Origin of the sequence: Psychrobacter sp. H8-1 (genome assembly GCF_904846575.1) — a bacterium.
Taxonomy (GTDB): Bacteria; Pseudomonadota; Gammaproteobacteria; order Pseudomonadales; family Moraxellaceae; genus Psychrobacter; species Psychrobacter fulvigenes.
Map to the genome: position 1 here is coordinate 2,749,381 of NZ_CAJHBG010000001.1, position 20,246 is coordinate 2,769,626.

A 20,246-nucleotide genomic window follows, 5' to 3' on the forward strand; every position below is an offset into this window, starting at 1 on the left:
TACAAAAAAGCCAAACATCGTGTTTGGCTTTTTTGTAAAATCAATAATGTTCAAACTGTTAGTTATATTGGGCTCAGCTTATACTATTTATGAAATAGGAGTTAGAGCCGAGTCACTTACTGGACAGGCTTTACCTGCAAACTTTTCTTCTACGTCTGTCAAACAGGTCCAAGTACCATTAGCATCGCGACTTAACTCTACAATCTTGTCTTTTACACCTGGATTACCATTAGCAAACTGTATTTGTATTTTACCCGCACCAGGAGTAGTGTCCTCATCTGCTATCTTAATCGGACCAATAGTTGAAGGTACGATTCCTAGCTCACCTGGAGTTTGACCAGGAACTGCTGCCACATAGTCTCCATCTTCTACACTGCCTGTAGCTGGTTGAATTTCAGTTTCACCATCTGGGAAAAAACCATTGTTTAAAACAAAATCTTCTAAACCAGTTTTATTTGAAGATACAGTTTGAACAGCTGCAGCTACATTAGAACGACCTACATAGTTCTGATACTGAGGAATAGCGATTGCAGCTAGGATACCGATGATCGCAACGACGATCATGAGTTCGATTAGAGTAAAACCTTTTTGAGTGTTCATAAGAACTCCTTTTGGGACAATGTAATGACAGCTTAGCCAGTTATAGTGAGGCGTTGATATCTGTCAGCAGTCATAAATATTATGGTTGGTGGTTAAATTAACCTTCTTGTCAGTACTGTTGCAGCTAGCGTGCCAACTTTTTGGATTTTGAGAGAGTTTTATGGATTTTTGGCAGGATAATTGGACTGATTAGTATAAGCGGTATTATTCATCTGACATATGGATATTAATCAAACACTTACTATTAAAGGCTTAGTGAGGTACTGGGTGACAATTTCTGTTCATTTTGGATTGTTACTATAAGGTTACTAAAATTGTCACCTTTTCCAAACGCCTTTCACACTATTTAGGGTTTGGTTGACGTTTTTTGTCAGTAATGGCGCACTAACAGTTGCGTTGATAAAAATGACTGAACTAATACCTAGTTCCAATCATCGCCTGTGCTGCAAGTCGTTGCTTTACATTTAAGCCCCTGATAATTTAGGCTTAACGTACCATCTGTTGCCATTTGTGTGCCAGATTTTGGAGTAGCAGTGATCGTCCATTTGGCAGTGAGTGGATCAGGGGCAATCGTTATATCGTAGAGTGCGACGCCTTGGGTAGGATATGCATCTTCAAAATCATCCAGCACCTTAGCACTGATAGCACTATAGCTGCCTTGTGCCAGTTTACGGCTTTCTATCTGTGCAGCGATATTTTGCATCTCAACCATCATATCTGTACGCTTGGTCTTGATGACATAGCGCTGATAGCTGGGATAAGCGATAGCAGCGAGTACCCCGATGATAGCAACCACAATCATCACCTCAACGAGGGTAAAGCCTTTTTGATTGTCTATTGATGATTGCATTACCATTCCTCCTGTCCAGTACCACAGTCGGTATCATCTATGGTGACGTCTCTATCTTTACTCTTGCACTGTAGACCCGTGCTGCGAGTCATGATGATAGAGGCATCTTTTGTGATACCAGTATAGTTTGGCTCTGCCAACATACGCCAAGAGCTGCCCGCTGTAGAGTAGCTATTGGTTGCAGGCGCCAAAGTCTCGCTGGTACTATCATCAACTAGGGTTATTTTATAGCGGTAATTGCTACTATTACTGCCTTTGGGTACATAGATAGTGATATCATCGGTCTCATCATAGCCATGACTGACATCGCCATTATTATCGAGTCGTCTGGGCTTAAAGCCTTTGTAAGTCAATGATGTCGCTCGCCAACGGTTGAGCTCTATCTCAAGCTGCTGCATCTGTGCTTGCGCTTGTAACTCGGCATTGCGCAGGACATATTGCCGATAAGAAGGAACAGCAATAGCGGCTAAAACAGCGATTATCATCACCACAACCATCAGCTCAATGAGTGTAAAGCCTGACTGACGCATTAATGCTTTGGTATTCATACAATTATCCCATCAGTCTACTTCGTACCAGATCTTTGGCTGCAGGGTATAGCGGTCGTTGTGTATCAGAGTAGGCGCTGTACCACTACCAGGAATCCGGTCTGCATTTGCATCTAATAAACTTTGATCCAACCCCTTACTGTCCGCTATGCGCTCAAATAAACCTTTATCACTGTCTTCTCCAAATCCCACACGGTCACTGGCACGTTCAGTCAAGGTTTGCGTACCAATGAGCAAGCGCTGATTGGAGAGATCTGAGCTACGTGGACCTAGGGTCAGCTCTTGGATCCCTTTGCCCGCCCTGACAAAGCCGCCTGTACCATTTTTGGATGCCTCATCCGTACAGATACCATAAGGCAGACAATAAAGCTGCCTTTCTGAACCACCGATGATTTCAGCCGCACACGCATCGACAGCCCCATAATTCATATCTGGGTTATAAACTGTGGTATATAAGAAACTATCAATCACCGCTGACTTGCCGATACCTTTGGTATATCGGACATTGCCATAGCCATCAAAGTTGTTTAGGGGATAATACCAACCTTGTTTCCCACCTGCTTTGAGCTCATCGATCACCACGTTTTTTTGCGCCAAAGTATAGCCAGCAGTTGAGGGCGTTCCTATATCTAACGGCAACTCTGCTAAATCATTGTCTGCTAAGTTGCTGACTTTTTGACCATTGGCATTACTACTGCTAGTAAAGTCACTGGCATAAAATATATTGTCTGGTCTGGTGACATCGGTATCCATAATACCGTAGAGTCTATCGGACTTAGTGGTATCACGCATCTTGGACAAGGGTGAGCTGCGATCTCCTGAAATCACATTGACCAAAGCAAATAAGCTATTGCTGTTGGGGTTGCGATAAAAACTCACAGCTGGGCGCTCATAAAATCTATAATTGTACTTGGTATCGCTGCCTGAATAAGCACTACTTAACACCTTAGTCACTCGAGTATTGCTAAAAGTGCTTTCTGGTGAGGCTGTTTGCCCCTCTGCAACGGGCTTCTCAAATCCAGCATTGGTAAAGTCAGCACGGAATACTTGCCCACCCAAGTCTGCAAAGTACAGATGATCCATAAAACCATCATTATTACGATCTAAGGTGGTGATACCGCCGACGACACTGTTTTTCATGGCTGAGACTTGGGTAGTTGCACCACTATCACTAGACGCTGACCAGATTAGCTCACCCGTTTTTGCATTAATGATATAGACCGCATTGCCTTTAGCTGATGAAGCATCAGAACAGCTGCCTAGCTCAGCGTCGGTTATGCCCACTTGAAAGCCTTGATTTTCGTAGCACATGTCGTAGCCACCACCGAATACAAGAACATCGGTGCCAGTATCCGACTCTGATGTACTGGTTTTGATTTTAGCAGCAGTAGGCTTGGACCAGATCTGCCCCATACGGCTAAATCCACTGGTATTAGGCGTGATAGAAAACAGCATCTTAGGCGCATTGGCATCATTGAGGTTGACACCATACAGCGCCTCACCGCCCATACGTAATCCCCCATAAGCTGAGACGCCTTTACCGCTGGTATCAATACGGACCCTCTTGTTATCAAAGTCATACTTATAACCTGCAGTCACTAGCCAAGGCGCATCGATACCAAAGTTTGGTGAGCCTATTGCAGCTTTTTTGGCACCTTTTACTAAGGCGTCTGACTTGTCGGGGTCTATAAGCATCTCTCTTGGAATGATGACAAACTTTTCTTTACCACCATCACCAGCATTACTATAGTTGTCGGCATTGACTAAATGTAGCCCACCCTCAGATGAGCCAAATAACACATAGTCATCACGCTTGTCGGTTACTCTGCCAGCGTCATCTAAAGTAGCAGAATAAGACACTGAAGCTGGGGTTGAGTGAATGGTAGCACCGACAACTTTGACAGCTTGTGATACGTTTTCCGCTTTTAGGGTCATGTCTTTAACTGCAGTTGCGGTACTTGGTAGCTTATCAAACCCTAAAAAGTTCAGTAGCTTTCTTAATGTGGCCTCATTATAAGTCGCCGTATCTTTAAAACTGCTATCGGTTAAACTACTATTATCGACGGTAACCTTACCTGAAGCATTGACGGCAAACTTTCTCAGGACGGTTTTTTTGTCCATATTATTAGCGCTATTCCAGTCCTCTACATACAGGGTTCTCACAGAAGATACGCCCGTATCAGGTGTCTTTAGCTGCGCATAAAAGCCCCCTGACTCCACTTCATTATTGGCATTAGAGTAGTTCTTATCTGACCATAGATCTACTGTGTTTTTATCTAAGTCACCAGCGATATTTTTAAACAGTTTTTTATTGTTTTTACCGTATAAAGTACCTTCGTCTAGCGCATACTTTTTTAGGTTACCATCCCAAATCACCACGTTATCCGCGACTCTAGGTTGTAAGGTAGGATAGTAAGCAACGGCCAGCTGGCTATCAGCACGATAAGGGTCATCGGGTATGATAATCGTACCTGATGGGGTCGCAGGTAAGGTCTGGTTTAGATCACTGACAAAGGTAGTGATACTATTGATGATGTCTTGAGTGGACTGCGCTGAGAAAAACCCACCTTCACCAAAACCACCAACGCCTGGTAGTTCAGGATGTGACTTTGCGCCCCAGTTACAGGCGTTTCTAGCGTCTTTAGTTGCGTTGTCATCTTTACCAACTATGTTGTTGCAATTATAAAACTCAGCGGTTTTTGTTTTGCCCCGTGAGTCGATATAAGACAGTGTGCGAATGACTCTGTCCTTTTCGGGTAGAGCCGCATCAGCGGTTTTATTGACATCGAAGTCCGCCCCAAAGCCCACTACTGCAGTTAAGGTTTCCCCGTTCGCCCCCAGCGGATTGATGGTTGGGTCACGCAGCGCGCGAGCAAAGGCACCGACTTCTTTCATAGCATTACCACCTTCAGTACCACTGGGTAACGTATCTGAAGGTATTGTTAATGTCTTGACATCCAGAGCCTTTTGCATAATCTCTTTAGGATCTTTAGAGTTGTTCGGCGCGCCATCGGTTAAGAAGTAGATACCACGTCCATCACAGCTAGAAGTAGTACTGGAAGTAAGTGGACTGATATAGTTGCCGCCACTTTTTGAAGATGTTACAGATTTAGCAAAACCATTGTATGTACCACCGTACTTTGTATTGGTTCCCAGCATATAGGATCCTACCTCGGCATAGGCGTTGGCAGTTGGTGTGCCACCACCACCGCCAGCAGCTGCCACAGCTTCTTTAATTTTTGCACGTTGGGCATCATCTAATAATGCAGCAGGCACCAGTATCTTACCAGTACGACCATCAGCAGAACTCTGAACACTGCCATCTGAATCAAATACTATTTTATTATCACTACCACTATGCGAGGAATACTGGCCGATACCTATCTTCACCTTATTACTATCCAAAGCACTACTGTCCATTAAAGCAAACAGCGCATCCTTTAGGCGAGTTAGGCGATCAGGGTATCTAGTACCGCCTTTATAATAATATCTAGTGTCACTACCTGAGGTGACATAATTATACTCACTATCTATAGAAGGGCGATTAATCTTTTTATTACAAATACTGAAGTTATAACTATTATTACCAGAGCTACCACAGCTATACCATTGACCTTCAGGAGATAAGCGATAATAAAACCTAGGACTTCCAGTTATACAGCTATATCTCTTATATGAGGGATCCGTTAAAGACATCTCATAGCCTTCTTTATAAGAAGGTGATCCTGGAATATCACAAGCATAGCTGACCCGATTTAGGCTCATACTACCTGAGGTATCGAGCATCATGGTGATGGTAACACTACCGCCTTCAGCAGGCTTATAGATCTCTAAGTCGCCGATTCTTTTGCCAGCGACATCGGCTTGGGTCACTGGCACTACCATCATAGATGCCATAACCACGACTAAATACTTGAGCGCTAGTGTCTTTTTTTGCATGAGTGGCGATGTGTTACTCTGTCGTTTCATGACATCGTTCCTTATAATGATGAGGTAAGCAAAACTAAGCCGTGGGCTAAGGGCTGGATGGAGACGCAAGCACACATTTGCTATTCAGTGACCCAGAGCCTTTACCAAATGGAATACATACCGTAGAGGCTGAGACGTTTTCGACATCCGCTTGCTCATAAAGCATTTTGCTTGGGGTCTTGGCTTCCAATAGGCAGTCGTTCAATGATTTTTTATTCGTTGCTACATTGGCCTCAATACTGGTTTTTGCAAAGCAGGAGCCATCATCATCTTTAGGCTCACTATAAGCAGGTAGAGCAGAAGTGGCTCGAATATCAAACTTAAAGCGCTCACTGGTTCTGTCTTCGACTTCTTTACCAATGACCATATGTCCAAACCTCTCTGCATTGGGATCAGGAGGCGTCGTAGTGACGCTCATTTGAGTCATAATGGTTTGTCTGGCACTGGTATAACCATCAGCACTGGTGTAATCACAGATACCATTATTGATACTACCCCAATAACCGCCATCAGGAGCTCTGACCGTCGCATTGGCGGTCAAGTACTTCTTGGTACGCGGATTAAAGCAATAAATAAATTCGTTATCTGTATTATTTTCATCTAATAGAAAATGACCAAACACCCCTGCTGAGCTGGTGACGTCTTGATATTGCTCGGAGTCTGGATCACCATTAATCATAGTCTCAAGTTTTTGATTGGCACTGTCTGATGACTGTAATAAAACCGTATTAATCTGATCACTCGTCGCCACTTTGAGATCGGTATTACTTTGTTTAACTGCTATTGCTCCAGCCAACATAATAAGAATCAAAAACAATAAAACCACTATCAGTGTTGCGCCCTGCTCTGACCTACCATAAATCAGGCTTGTACTACCGATTTTATCTGTGGGGCATGATTTATAACGGTGGTTAGTCATTGTTAATCTCTCTCCTGCGGCTATAAGCCTGTATCTATATTGACCACACGAGCATTACGCAATAACGTTGTGGTCTCATAGGTGTTACGTACTTGTTTTTTGCGGGTAGCATCTGTCTTTAAGACGTTGTCTTGATCCAATAATACGAATTTATCTTGATCCTCACCTTCTAATATTGGCGTACTACCATGGGCAATCAAACCCATCTTAATGGCTGTTATGGCAGGCTTGTCACCCGTTATGGCTAGGTAAGCGCTACTTGGCAAATACATCATTCTTCCTGTATTGGCACCTTTTGTTTCTTGTACGCCTAGCAAGATTTTAAACTGATCAACATTGGTGATGATCTCTTGTCCCGCCTGGCCAAAGCTACGAGCATCAGTGGCTGAATAGCTGGTATCTATACCATTTATCACCCCAGCTACTACATCAACGCGCCCAGCATCACAAGCCAGTACTAGCTTCTTTATGTCGCCTTTACTGCTATCACCCGTTTCTTGACGCAAAAAATAACGCTCAACAACCACCTTATTAACAGCAACTGTCGATCCCTCACAATCACTCATTGGATTACCGGTTATATTGGTATATTGGATGGTCAGCTGATCGCTATCGACATCCTTTATATTAGAAATGCCTGTCCACCCATTATCACCACTGCCACTATCACTGGCTCGTCTCGTTAAATAACCCGTATCTGCATAAGGAGTCGTAGTATCACCAAGGTTGATGCCCGTTAGTACAACCCCACCTTTAACAGTTGTATCATCAATCTTTGTTTCAGAGTTACCTAAGTTTGCTAGGCGCACTTTTCTTTCTAGTTGTTGTAGTCCAAAGACGCTGGCATCCTGCAACTCACTACCACTGACTTGGATACTACTGGTTTTTACGTTGATCAAATATACTTGCATCACCGCGGCAGATATGATCAAACCTAGTATCAAAGAGATCATTAGCTCTATTAAGGTAAACCCTGTTTGGTGAGGATGGCTATATTGTTGTGACTGCTCAGGAATAGATAACATCAATAAGCCTCCATGATAAAGCACTCTGCACCATTTTTATAAATACCATCTGCATTAGCGCAAGCGTTTGCCGTGTCGTCTAGCGCAAGTGTCGTATCTCCCCAACTGGCCAAAAAGCATTGGCGTTCTTGATTACCTGATGTACCTGGACAGCCATCGGTAGCCAACCCGATGCGCATATCATTACTTTTGGCATATGCTTTCAATAGCAGTCCATCACGGGTTGCTAGCTGATCAATAGTACAACTATCTGTAGCGGCAGGTGCTGTTACTGTATTCTGTATGCAGCTGCTTTTAGTTATACTAGCGCCGTCAATACTCACTGTATCTGAGTCACCATTTATAGCTGCTCTAAAAGCACTAATACCATCAAGGTTGGTACGCATGGTCTCAGCACCTCCTCGCATAATAGTCAAAGCGCGCGTGCGCATCAGGCTTTCATCAGTGGCTTTAATTGCTGTCATTTGCATAGCCATAAATCCTAATACTGCAATGGCTAACAACAATAATGCCACTAGCACTTCTACCAGCCCCACGCCCCTCTGCTGACTGATCGGATGCATTAGCATGATGCTACTCCAAACTTAACATTGATTGTCGCAAGTTTACTGACACTTACCTGTCCAGAAGCAGCTGATGTATTGTTATCACAAATAGTATAAGTGGTCTCAACAGCAGTTTTGTCAGGCTTAAATTCAGTATCATCGCCACTTATAGTAACTCTGGCATCGTAGGCATAAGTAGCGATTAAATTTGAGTTATCATCTTCAATTTTAATCGTGCCTGCGCTAGTGCCGTTATTATCGTAGGATATTTCCATAGTGCGTCGACGAATAACACTTTCAACTTTTGCTTCTCTCAAAGCATTATTAAGTGTGGCAGTTGTCGACTTTACCCGCTGATTGGCAAGTTGGGTACTGATATTGGGCGCAGCGATACTAGCAATGATGGCCAATACCGCAATAGTCACCATCAGCTCAATCAGGGTAAACCCTGCACTGGACATTGGTCGCTGGCGTGATGAGCTACTTATAGATGCATTCACATCAAAATCCTATTTATAACGGCTATAGTTATCTATAGCGGCTGCACATTTACTAAGGTACAACTACCTTTTATATCTTTATCAATACTGACAAATCTATTTAAAACGACTTTGCCTGTTTATTACTTATCACTCTTTACCATGCAAGATTTGTTCCAGTATATTCGCATACTGAAATGTTATTTATGCCAAATACGAGTACGTCAGACAGATCGTTGATTAAAGAGTCATGAGTCATGCGCAAAAGCAAACACAATAAATCATACGGAAACAAATCTGTAGTATTAAGTATACATAATTATTGCAATAAAAACCTAATCTCTACAACTGTATGGTCATTTGCCCATATTGCCATGCGCGAGTGCGTAGGCAGATAAGTGATAACGCTTGGGTTGAGTGGTGCTGTCTTGATCAGTCAAAAAGGCAGGAGAAGACTGCTGATATAAGGTACGTGCTAGCGCCTGTAAGCTGGCTCCCGTCGTCGCAACATCATCAAACAACAAGATACGCTTGACTGGAGGCAGCTCACTGAGCACAAAGGCATTATCAAGATTGGTGAGACGCTCGGCTCGTGATAGACCTTGCTGGCTAATGGTGTCATCAACGCGCTTGACGCCGTGCCACAGCGGTATTTGCCAGTGCTTAGAGAGATAGAGCGACAAGATAGTCACTGGATCAAATCCGCGCTTTACCAAGCGGTTTGCGGTAGTGGGCATAGGCAGGATGACGCTGTTGCCACTATGGCAGCCTGTTGGTCTGGGTAGCTGACGTATGACATGCACGAGAAGTGGCAGCTTGGTCATGTCCTCATGATGCTTAAAGGCGCGAATGACTTGCCGAAGTGGATAATCGTAATAGGTAGCCGCTTGAATGGGCAATGAGGTGCCAGCGGCGATATCGACAGTGAAAGGGGTCGGTCGCCACGCTATGCTGTCATGACAGCGTGAACATAACAGACCTTTATTGAATCTATGATGCAAACGACTGAGAAAATCTTGAGTACTATTATGGGTATGAGATAGGTTATTTGATTGCCAAGAGGCTAGATCTTGCGGAGCGCTGCGATAGACATGGCATAGCTGACAGCGCAAATTAATATACTCTGCCAGCCATAAGCCACTTTGATATGGTGCTAAGCGCTGCATCAGTTATGTTTATCGATTTATTAAAACCCTTTCCAATCATTGAGCACTATACCAACACCGATAGTCGTATTCTCATGGTTATAATCAATGAGGGATTCGCCATAACCGTGGAACAGTTGCACATAGCCATTGACATTCTTTGTTAATGGGTAGATGTAGTCAATCTGTGCTGCGCCTTTTTTGGTCTCAGTATTATAGCGTAAGGTACTACTGATGCTCTGCTGTTTGGGCAAATCATACAACAAAGTCAAATCACCATGACCCATGTAGTCTGTGATGTCTGGGTTATCGTCCGTATCAGAACTTTCATTTTTTATTCGCGTCCAAAGGCGCGGTATGACTGAGAGCTTACCCCATTCAGCACCGCCCATCAGATAAGCACGATTCCATGACCGTGATATAGGGTCAGAGCGACCATTTGAATGATGCACAGCCCCCACTCCGAGCATACGCAGACGTCCCCCAAAAGGCAGATCGGCGGTGACCGGTTGAGTCAAGAAAATCTCCGGTTGATAGTCAGTCGCGCGAAACGGTCTTGAGTTGTCTTCGTTATAGACTTGCCAGTGCGCTTGCTGAGTATAACCAAACCACAGATCAGATCTGGTATTGAACAAGTCCTCGGCGACTTTGGTTTTTAGAGACAACTGGAACTTTAGCTCTGTATTGCGTATCTCATTAGGGGTGTATTCTCTTCTCTCTACTTCTTCGCTACTTGAAGTTGGGCTAAGATTGGGATCGAAGCTATAGAACAGAGGCAATACATAGTTAGGATTGTGTGGCCTGGCTGTCCAGGTACCACGTTCGCCGTTTTGATCGAGATCATAAGCCATGCTGAGTGGAGTGTATCTTTCGATATCTGTTTGCGTGACGCCCACATCCTTTAAGACTTGCGCTTCTCTTTTGGTCAGTCCGATGGTATCTAGGCGCTCATTGGATGCTGTCTGTTCGGCAAGTTGTTCAGTCGTCTCACCCTCTTCGGCATCCTGCCCTGCGAGTACGAACTGCGGGTTACCTGATATCGTTTTCTTGATAGTCCTTGCTAGGTCTACAGGCTGTTTGTTCATAGTAAAGCTTGGTGTTTTGCCTTGATCGGCCACCTTATCGTAACAAGCCAAACGCGCCGCACTAGTTTGTACTTGCGTGCACTCTAAAAATAGATTGGTCTGCTGGGATATGAACTCCTCACTTAGCCATTCCATATTATCAGTAGTCGCCATAGGATCTTCTAAGCGCAAAACAGCCCCTTGTGAGGACCTATAAGTCTGCTCTATTGATACACCTTCCATAGGTAGCTCGTTATAGACCTGACCATTGCTGGCTGCATGTCCTTGAATGCTAAAACAAGCCAACGCTACACCGACAGCGATGCTGAGATAAGTCTTGCAGACTTGAGATGCTGTATCTTGATCAGTATTAGCAGTCGTACTTGGGCAATTTGCCTGACGCGGTGAGATATTGTGAGCAAACATAAAAATCCTTTATCTTACTGGCAATATGGCCAGTAGATTATCTGAAAGAGCTATCTTAATAATGAAGCGCATTAATTAATCGTAAGAGTAGAACTTGACATACTCCCACCACTTTCGCCAAGCTCAAGTGGGGGATTCTAAAAGCATAAGCTCTTAGGCAACTTTCTCACGAATGTCACATGTTTTCTGTTTCACCGGGCGACCTTTACCGCATCCTCCCTCCACAGACAAAACGGCATGTCCTGCCGCTAATATATTACGAGCCGCATTCACATCTGCGTTCGTAATATAACCGCATTTGACGCACTCAAACTTTGTTTGAGTTTGTCTATTCTCTTTAGTGGCGTGCTTGCACTGAAAACAGGTTTGACTGGTGTAGTGCGGATTTACTTTGATAAGTAATCCGCCTTGCCAGTGTTGTTTATATTCAAGCATATCAATCATCATGCCCCAACCTTGATCTAGGATGGATTTGTTCAATCCTGACTTGGCTTTGACATGACGACCTTTATTATCCATCGTCCCGCTTGCTGATTTCGACATATTGGCGACTTTTAAATCCTCACAAGCAATCATGGCGTGGTTTTTGCTGATGCTGGTGGTGATTTTATGCAAGTGGTCATGGCGAATATTGGCGATGTGATGGTGAAGTTTTTGAATCTTATGGTTTTGCTTCTTCCAGTTTTCACTGAATTTTACTTTCTTTGCCAATCCGCGTTGCAACTTGGCAAGTTTGACCTGGTTGGCTTTAAAGCTGTTTTTGGGTTGGATGGTTTCACCGTCTGAGGTGGTAATGAGTTTGGTGACACCTAAATCAATGCCGATGGCGCTTTTAGAGGGATGAGTCGGGTTTTGTTCTAGCTCACGCTCAGTACCAAACGACACGTACCAGTGCCCTGATTTCTTGCTAATGGTGACGTTTTTGATGGTGCCGATGATGTCTTGTGACTTTCTAAACTTCACCAAACCAATACCATTAGGCAGCTTGACGCGATTGCCCTCAATGCGGCAGTACTTATCAAACTGAACCAAGCGAATTGAGTCACGCCCATCTGACTTGCGCTTAAAACGTGGCATTAGTGGTCGTAGTTGAATCTCTGTGCCATCGCTTAGCTTAAAGAATTTGGGCTTTTTAGGTTTCTTTTTATTTTCTTTGAGTCTGGCATGTACTTTAGGGTCAAAAAATCGTGACCACGCGGATGCTAGATCACGAACCTTTTGTTGTAAAGACACGGCATTGGCGTGAATTTTCAAGAACGCAAAGTCAGGATTGTTCTTTAAATCCATGATTTTATTAACGAGGTTGGTGGCGTTGATAAACTCGTTTTTGGCAAACATCTCAAATGAGACAGCCAGTATTTGATTCCAAACAAAACGGGCAGAGCCGACAAGATTGTTCAAGACAACCTCTTGCTCTGCATTAGGCTCAAGCCTAAATTTATACGCTTTGTTGATTTTCATAACACCTATTCTTTTTCTTTGATGCAATACAAAATCTAAATCTTATTATAGCTTGTTTTAGTAGATAGTTTGTATGAACATATAATAACGACTAGGCGAAATTCACCTCTACCCTAATGTCGGATGGAGTCCTCTTTCGCTCTTAGATAGTAGGAAAAACAGCAGCCAATATGGCTATCGTATCAGCAATCTAAAAATAGAGCTCTCTAAAGCATAAAACTCAGCACGCACTTGTTAGTGCTCGCCTTAGCATTGTTGCGTTATTGTAATGAAAATACGGACATTATACTAGCGTTATCAACATTATATACAAGCTTTAATTGCCAAAAATATTTATCAGTTCAGCCCGCTAACAATGTTATTGATAGCGCCATCCGCAGCTACTAACCTATTCATCTTTAACAAAAAATCCAGCGCACTGCTCTTAGCAATACGCTGGATCTGAGACACAATAAGACGTTATATGTACAGGATGAAGAGTTACGCGCTCTGCGTTATTGATTGAGCGCCGTCAAGGTCTGCTCAAACTCTGAGCGACCAATCTCACCCACTTGCTGATTCACCAGCTGACCATCTTGATAATACATCAATGCTGGCGGGCCAAATAACTTATAGCGTGATAAGACCGCTTTAGAGTCCTCAGTGGTGTCCGTAATATCAAGTCTCACCAACTGCCACCCTTGCATCTGCGCTGGACGATTGTGAAAAAGATTCTTATCCATGATACGGCACTCAACGCACCAGTCAGCGGTCAAATCAACAATGACTTTGGGGTTGTCAGCGACGATAGCATCTAGCTCGGCAAGCGTGGTGATATACTCATCTGAGGCACTACTATTGCCCAGCGCCTGACCATCAGCTGATTGCATCATCATCGGAGCGGCGCTCAGTGACGCTAGTGGATGTAAGCTATCATCATTGCCCAGTGCCGCGCCGACAATCAACATAGCTGCCCAAATACCTGCGACCAGCGCAAGCGCTTGGGTCAGCATTCGACCTTTACCGAGCCAGCTCCAGGCCCATGTTGCAACGACCATAAACCACAGTGCCCATACCAGCAGCATCACAGGAGAGATAAATACCCGCTCAACCAGTAGTAGCGCCACTGCAAACAGTAACAGCGCAAAGCCTAGCTTCACCCAGTTCATCCACTCGCCAGCCTTGGGCATAATCTTGCCTTGGGTCGCACCGATGATGATAAGTGGCACTGATAAACCAAACCCAAGCATAAACAGCGCGGCAAAACCAAGCAGCGGGCTACCAATAGTAGAGACTGCAAGCAGCGCACCAAATAATGGCGCGGACACACAAGGCGACACGACCAGTGCTGATAAGAATCCAGCCACCAAGCTACCGCCAGTACTACCAAGCTTACTATCACCCGCCTGACTCAGGCCTTGCATTTTGCTACTCATCGCATGGGGCAGACGAATCGTAAACACACCCAACATATACAAGGCTAATAAGACAAAAACAATGGCAAAGCTAATAAGAATAATTGGGTTCTGTAACCAACCAATGATACCCAATGACTCACCAAATACGGCAATCAAAGCACCGAGCATACCGTAAGCAGTCGCCACACCGATGGCATAGCTAGTGGTCAAGATGACGCCTTTTTTGACGGTTGGATTCTGCTGACGCGCCACGATATTGGCAACGATGGGCAACATTGGCAAGACACAGGGGGTCAATGCCAAACCCAGACCCGCTAAAAACAGCAGGCCTAGCGCTAGCCAAGGATGCGAGGCTAAGCCGAACGGATCACCATCGACCAAACCACTGCTACCATCTGTGGCACCACTATTATTGCTATTAACGACAGCGTCATCAGTAGTAGCATCTGCCCCAGAGATGCTATTGGTCGCCGTTGCGTCACCCTCTAGCGCATCGTAATCTATGACATCACTATCCATGACGTCATTATCTACAGCAGCACGCTCTAACCCATCGTCACCGATAACCTCATTGTTAGCGTCATCATTAGCGCTGGCCTCTTGCAGTGCTTGTGATTGCGTAGATGTTGACGTCGCGGCAGTTGCAGACGAATTGGCCGCAGAAGCTTTAGAAGGCGCTGCCACGCTAATAGTGGTTTTAATCTTTTCAGGAGGGTAGCACAGCCCTGCTTTGGCACAGCCCTGCCAACCGATGGTCAGCGCAGCATTCTCTATTGCCTTGCCACTGGCGCTTGTCAGGGTGGTGGTTGCTACTACATTGGTTTGATCAAACACAGGCACTTGCCCAAAGGTGGGATCATCGATAGTCACCGCAGTCTGACTAAAAGCGAAGGGCGCAGCACTCACACCATCGGGTAAGCTCAGCATTATCTTGTCTTTGTAAACATAATGCTCTGGGGTAATATCAAAATTGATCGCTAAGCGTGTGCCCTCAGCCGTCGACTGAGTGGTGTGACCGACCTGAAAGGCCTCGCCCACTGGCAAAAACTTCTGGGCGCTGCTTTGGTTATTGCCAAACAAATCTCCCAAACTGACTGCTTGGGCGGTCGTAGCAGTCGTTGTCAGTCCTAGCATTAATGAGGTACTGACCAAAGCTAAGGCCCATATAGAAGACTTTTTATTAGGGTTTTTTTTTGACGTCATGTTAGACATGAAGAGCTACCTTTTTATTGCTAGTACCAAACCCAAAAAGTACGATTGACTTTTAAAGATGGTATAACTTTTTATGACTAATACTTGAGCGGATTGATGCGCAGCGCTGAACACTGCTTATTCAACTACTTATGGCTTAGCAATATTGACCTTAGTTTTGATTTTTTCTGGCGGATAGCACAGTCCAGCCTTGGCGCAGCCTTGCCAGCCGATAACGACGGGGGCATTTTTGGCACCTTTGCCATTATTGGTGGTCAAAGTAGTGGTTGCTAGCACGCTTTTTTGGGTGAATACTGGCACGCGCCCAAAGGTAGGATCATCAATTGACACGGGCGCCTGATTAAAAGTAAATGGCGTGGCACTTATCCCTTTAGGAAAGGTCGCGGTCAGCTTGTCTTTGTAGACATAGTGCTCAGGAGTGATATCAAACTTGATGGTTAATTGCGTTCCTTTAGCAGTGGCTTTGGTACTGGTGTTGACTTGAAAAGCCTCATCGACAGGCAAAAACTTAGATTTATTAGCACTACTGCCAAATAAGTCGCCCAATCCAGCGGCATGGCTAGGGATAGCACTCAACGTAGCACTGGCGAAAAATAAAGCCAATAATAAAGGCTTGGCAGTGGATTTGCCGGCTAAAGTGGGGTTGGTGATTAGAGATTTGATCAACATAGAAGCGACCTTTCATTTTCATCATTAAAGCGTAAAAAAGTTAAAGCATAAAAAACCAGAGCGTACAAATCAGAGCATAATAAAAAATCAACCAATAACCTTTTATTGATTGATTGTTAGCAGTAAGTTATTAAGTGCTGTGCCACCTAAGCTCGCTATAGTTGAGCATAAATATCAGCGTCTTGCCCTTCACCGCCTTGTTGCCCATCTGCGCCCAAAGAAAATAAGTCGTACGGCTTGCCCTCACTACCAGGCGCAACATACTGCAGCTCGTTTTCCCAGCCATCAGTCGGATAGCCACCTTTGATATAGCCACCTTCTGGATAGTTCTTGGCATCGGCGGGCGGCGTGGTCAGGGCGTCTAAGCCTTGCGCCGTTGTCGGATAGCGGGAGTTGTCTACCTTATACATATCCAAAGCGTTGGACACAGTAGCCAATGCTGTCTCTGTCGTTTTGACTCGAGCTTTGTCACTTTGTCCGACGACTTTGGGCACCACCAAGCCTGCAAGAATAGCCAAAATAACAATCACTACCATGATTTCAATAAGGGTAAATCCTGACTGACTAGATTTTTTGTCTTTCAAGCTATTGTGCTCATTCATGTCTTGGCTTAGTAGATTTTCTTTCATAATGTATTGATTACTGGCATGTGTTTGATATCGGTTTTTCATGGTCATCACTATTATCTTCGCCTTTATAGGTGAATACTAAATGAGCCAATAGCTCAAATGGTAAATAAATATCACTATAGACCATGATATTCTATTTATCTACCAGCAGACACAGATTCTACAGGTCACTGACGTTTATTTAGCATGGCAGATAACGCAGCGCTTTCCATTAGATGATGACAGCACAGTCGCTATACCAAACCCAGTGCTTTATCTGAAAGCCACTATAACTTACTCATTCATATAATGACATCGATTGCTATTAAGTTATAACAATAGGCAAGACTTGCGAAACCTTGGACAAGGTCTCGTTAGATGAGTGGGTTTAAATTTATCCTAACCCGCCAAATCATTCATATTGACGATAGGTAGCATGACTGCCATCACAATGATCATCACCACTACGCCCATCAACACCAACATCAAAGGCTCTAGTAACGACAGTAAAGTGCTGATGAAGTTAGTCGCTTCAGCTTCTTGCATATTGGCTGCACGGCTTAGCATGCTTTCAAGCTCCCCTGAGTTCTCGCCACTTTTGATCATCTGCACCATCATCGGTGGGAAGTAGGAGGATTTTTCTAGCTGACTTGAGAGACTCGCCCCTTCGGTGACTCTATCGGCTGCATCGGTAATGGTTTTTTGAATATGTAGATTGGTGGTGACCGCCGCGCCGATATGCAACGCCTCAATCAGCGGCACACCTGAGCGCACCAATATCGCAAGAGTACTGGCAAAGCGGGCAGCATTCAGACCCTTGGACAACCGTGCCAGTATCGGTAGCTTGAGCACCACACTATCGATAGCCAGCTTGCCTGCCTGCGTCTGTGCAAAACGGTAAAATAAAAACGCCACGCCTGCCATTATCAGTAACATAAGCCACCACCACTCGGTGATTGCGTTAGATATGGCCAATACCACTTGCGTAATCAGCGGCAGCGCCTGCTCTGATTGCTCAAATACCTTAACGATTTTGGGCACTACAAAGCTCATGAGCCCCATAATGACGGCAAACGCCATCACCATCAGTACAATGGGATAGACCATCGCACCTTGGATCTTCTTTTGCAGTGCAAAGCGGTTTTCGGTGTAATCTGCTAGCTGATTGAGAATCAAATCCAGATGGCCTGACTTTTCACCAGCGGCAATGGTGGCGATATATAGTGGCGGAAAACTGGCTGCTTGCTGTAAGGAGCGCGCTAGACTTAAGCCTTCAAGCACATGCGAGCGCACTGCTAACATCAGAGATTTGATATGGGTCTTGGGAGATTGCTTGGCAACAGCGGCGAGCGCTTCCTCAAGCGGAATGCCTGCGGCGAGCAACACAGAAAGCTGACGGGTAAGTAGCGCCAGCTCATAAGCGGAAGGCTTTTTGTAACGGTTACGCTGCCGACCTTGCTGACTGTTGACTGCACTGATCTCTACCGGCGTCCACTGCTTATCACGCAGCTGTTGACGTACTTGCCGTGCAGAGTCGCCTTCTAATAGCCCCTTACGGACAGCGCCTTGATCATCAAGCGCTTTATAATGATAAGCAGGCATGGCAAAAAATATCCTAAGGCGGCAGGTTAAGAGGCAAAGCGTTTTTGAATGATAAGTAAAAAGCGATATGTTTACACTCTTATGCTTAAAACAGCTGTATTTAAAACCATTATAGTTAAAGCAGCCTTTCTAAAACAAAGGCGTAGAGTCGTTACTCTCAGGCATCATGCCTTGCAGTAGTAAGACATCTAAATGCTGCTGCTGTAGCTTTTTATCGAAATCATTGACTTCAGCGATGAGCATTTTTTCAATGCGCTTATCAGACGCATAGACACTGAGCCGCGCACAAATCACTGCCAACTGATAGACACGCTTTTTAGAATAGCCATCAAGACCTTGCAATAAACGCACCATATAGGGGGTTTCGAGGCTCGCATAATCGTAGCCTTCAACGACATTGTCACCCAGTGCTGTGACGCCGTAGCTAATGGACAGATGGGCGCAGAAGTAGCAGCTGAATAAGTAACCAATCACATGACCAATATAATAGGCACGATCATAAGTAAAGCTACTGACCCCAAAATGCCCGAGCACATAGCTATTTAAGCTGGCTTGATCACTGATGGGCCTCAGGTGCCTTAATTTACCTATAGTCGCAATACGCAATGGATTGTGACCATCTTGGGCAGTCAGTTGCCATCCTGCCGGCTTTTGAGCGGGCATATGACGCACAATATCAGCGATAATGTCGTCGACCACGTGCAGCTGTTGCCATAATCTCTCAAGTGCATCAACATCCAGCAAACCACGCTTATCCAGCTGCTGTGCCAGCTTGTACTGCTGATACTCTGCAAACTGGGTTTTTAGTGTCTGTACCAGATAGGTCGGGCGAGTACTTGCTGGCGCTAGATACAGCAGCCGCGTACGCTCATGCTGTTCGTGATACAGCGCCAAACGCTGCTCAGCAACGCTAGACTCTACTGTCTCTTGTGCTTGATCTGTGTGACTCAATGTCGCATCAGATGGCATGGTAAAGAGAGCGAGTAACTCCGCTTTGCTCAGCGGCATAGATTGGTTTCGCTGATCGGCTTGATCACTGTCTATATTTACAGAAGCTAAGCTGTGTTCAAAAGTCGGTTGGGTCATAACGTACCATCATCAGCAAGGAATAAAAGCCATCCTAGTCGCTATTAAGCCTGTTAAGTAATTGAACCAAAGGCATTATTACTTAAACGCCTGCGCTAAGACAGTACACAGTTATATAGTACCTGAACACTGCTAAGTTGTCAGCTTTACTATAGTTATCAGACATGACTAGACGGATGCAACAACGCATAAGATAAGAGAGGTATACTAGGGCGTGTCCTCAATCTGAACGATAATATCTAAATGGGTTAAAAATGAGGACACGCCTTAATAGATTCGGCAAATAAGACCTATAAAGCCTTTTTGCGATCTTGGACAAAATTTAGACAAAAAAAAATGCCAACGAGGGCAATCAGTATAAATACAAACAAGAGGATATAAATAGAGGAGTGAGAATAAAAATTGGGGCGACTGATGGGACTCGAACCCACGACAACCGAGATCACAACCCGGGGCTCTACCAACTGAGCTACAACCGCCATAACTATTGCCAAGAGTAGGCAAGATTTGCAGGCTAAATGGTGCGCCTGGCAGGATTCGAACCTGCGGCCACCTCCTTAGAAGGGAGATGCTCTATCCAGCTGAGCTACAGGCGCTCTTAGAGGACTTCTACGTATTCTGGTGAGTTAATAATATCAGAA

The 20,246-nt window shown here is 44.7% G+C and carries 16 protein-coding genes and 2 tRNA genes; all 18 read right to left on the bottom strand.

What is annotated here, in order from left to right; genetic code table 11:
* Window positions 1–87 precede the first annotated feature (87 nt).
* The 18 genes from JMY01_RS11325 to JMY01_RS11410 all read right to left on the bottom strand — a co-directional run bounded on the left by JMY01_RS11325 (window position 88) and on the right by JMY01_RS11410 (window position 20,201).
* Complete coding sequence (locus tag JMY01_RS11325; RefSeq protein ID WP_201575853.1) at window positions 88–600, bottom strand: pilin; 513 nt, start codon at window positions 598–600, stop codon at window positions 88–90.
* Between the two features lie 421 nt (window positions 601–1,021).
* Entirely contained in the window at window positions 1,022–1,450 is a 429-nt protein-coding gene (locus JMY01_RS11330) for a type IV pilin protein (protein ID WP_307781401.1), read from the bottom strand.
* Complete coding sequence (locus JMY01_RS11335; RefSeq protein WP_201575856.1) at window positions 1,450–1,998, bottom strand: type IV pilin protein; 549 nt, start codon at window positions 1,996–1,998, stop codon at window positions 1,450–1,452. Before JMY01_RS11335 ends, JMY01_RS11330 begins: the two co-directional genes overlap by 1 nt.
* 12 nt (window positions 1,999–2,010) lie before the next feature.
* Complete coding sequence (locus JMY01_RS11340; protein WP_201575858.1) at window positions 2,011–5,967, bottom strand: pilus assembly protein PilY; 3,957 nt, start codon at window positions 5,965–5,967, stop codon at window positions 2,011–2,013.
* Window positions 5,968–6,013: 46 nt separating this feature from the next.
* Window positions 6,014–6,886: a pilus assembly protein PilX gene (locus JMY01_RS11345; RefSeq protein WP_201575861.1), complete on the bottom strand. Its 873-nt coding sequence runs from the start codon at window positions 6,884–6,886 to the stop codon at window positions 6,014–6,016.
* 20 nt (window positions 6,887–6,906) lie between these two features.
* Entirely contained in the window at window positions 6,907–7,911 is a 1,005-nt protein-coding gene (locus JMY01_RS11350) for a PilW family protein (RefSeq protein ID WP_201575864.1), read from the bottom strand.
* A complete protein-coding gene (gene pilV / locus JMY01_RS11355) occupies window positions 7,911–8,480 on the bottom strand; it encodes a type IV pilus modification protein PilV (protein WP_227677883.1) in 570 nt (189 codons plus the stop codon). The genes JMY01_RS11350 and pilV overlap by 1 nt, the downstream gene beginning before the upstream one ends.
* Window positions 8,474–8,956, bottom strand: a complete 483-nt coding sequence (locus tag JMY01_RS11360) for a prepilin-type N-terminal cleavage/methylation domain-containing protein (protein ID WP_227677885.1) — start codon at window positions 8,954–8,956, stop codon at window positions 8,474–8,476. The genes pilV and JMY01_RS11360 overlap by 7 nt, the downstream gene beginning before the upstream one ends.
* 335 nt (window positions 8,957–9,291) lie before the next feature.
* A complete protein-coding gene (locus JMY01_RS11365) occupies window positions 9,292–10,101 on the bottom strand; it encodes a ComF family protein (protein ID WP_227677888.1) in 810 nt (269 codons plus the stop codon).
* A 20-nt stretch (window positions 10,102–10,121) separates the two neighbouring features.
* Window positions 10,122–11,570 (bottom strand): phospholipase A, encoded by a 1,449-nt coding sequence (locus JMY01_RS11370; protein ID WP_201575867.1) that lies wholly within the window; start codon window positions 11,568–11,570, stop codon window positions 10,122–10,124.
* A gap of 153 nt (window positions 11,571–11,723) precedes the next feature.
* Window positions 11,724–13,031: an RNA-guided endonuclease TnpB family protein gene (locus JMY01_RS11375; RefSeq protein ID WP_201575869.1), complete on the bottom strand. Its 1,308-nt coding sequence runs from the start codon at window positions 13,029–13,031 to the stop codon at window positions 11,724–11,726.
* Window positions 13,032–13,525: 494 nt separating this feature from the next.
* Entirely contained in the window at window positions 13,526–15,640 is a 2,115-nt protein-coding gene (locus JMY01_RS11380) for a protein-disulfide reductase DsbD domain-containing protein (RefSeq protein WP_201575871.1), read from the bottom strand.
* 129 nt (window positions 15,641–15,769) lie between these two features.
* Entirely contained in the window at window positions 15,770–16,309 is a 540-nt protein-coding gene (locus tag JMY01_RS11385; RefSeq protein WP_201575873.1) for a protein-disulfide reductase DsbD domain-containing protein, read from the bottom strand.
* Window positions 16,310–16,464: 155 nt separating this feature from the next.
* On the bottom strand, window positions 16,465–16,911 hold the full coding sequence (gspG, locus tag JMY01_RS11390; protein ID WP_201577577.1) for a type II secretion system major pseudopilin GspG: 447 nt from the start codon (window positions 16,909–16,911) through the stop codon (window positions 16,465–16,467).
* Between the two features lie 405 nt (window positions 16,912–17,316).
* Complete coding sequence (gene gspF, locus JMY01_RS11395) at window positions 17,317–18,519, bottom strand: type II secretion system inner membrane protein GspF (protein WP_201575875.1); 1,203 nt, start codon at window positions 18,517–18,519, stop codon at window positions 17,317–17,319.
* Window positions 18,520–18,648: 129 nt separating this feature from the next.
* Entirely contained in the window at window positions 18,649–19,605 is a 957-nt protein-coding gene (locus tag JMY01_RS11400) for a hypothetical protein (RefSeq protein WP_201575877.1), read from the bottom strand.
* Window positions 19,606–20,008: 403 nt separating this feature from the next.
* A tRNA-His gene (locus tag JMY01_RS11405) sits at window positions 20,009–20,084 on the bottom strand.
* Between the two features lie 40 nt (window positions 20,085–20,124).
* Window positions 20,125–20,201, bottom strand: a tRNA-Arg gene (locus JMY01_RS11410).
* Window positions 20,202–20,246: the final 45 nt, after the last annotated feature.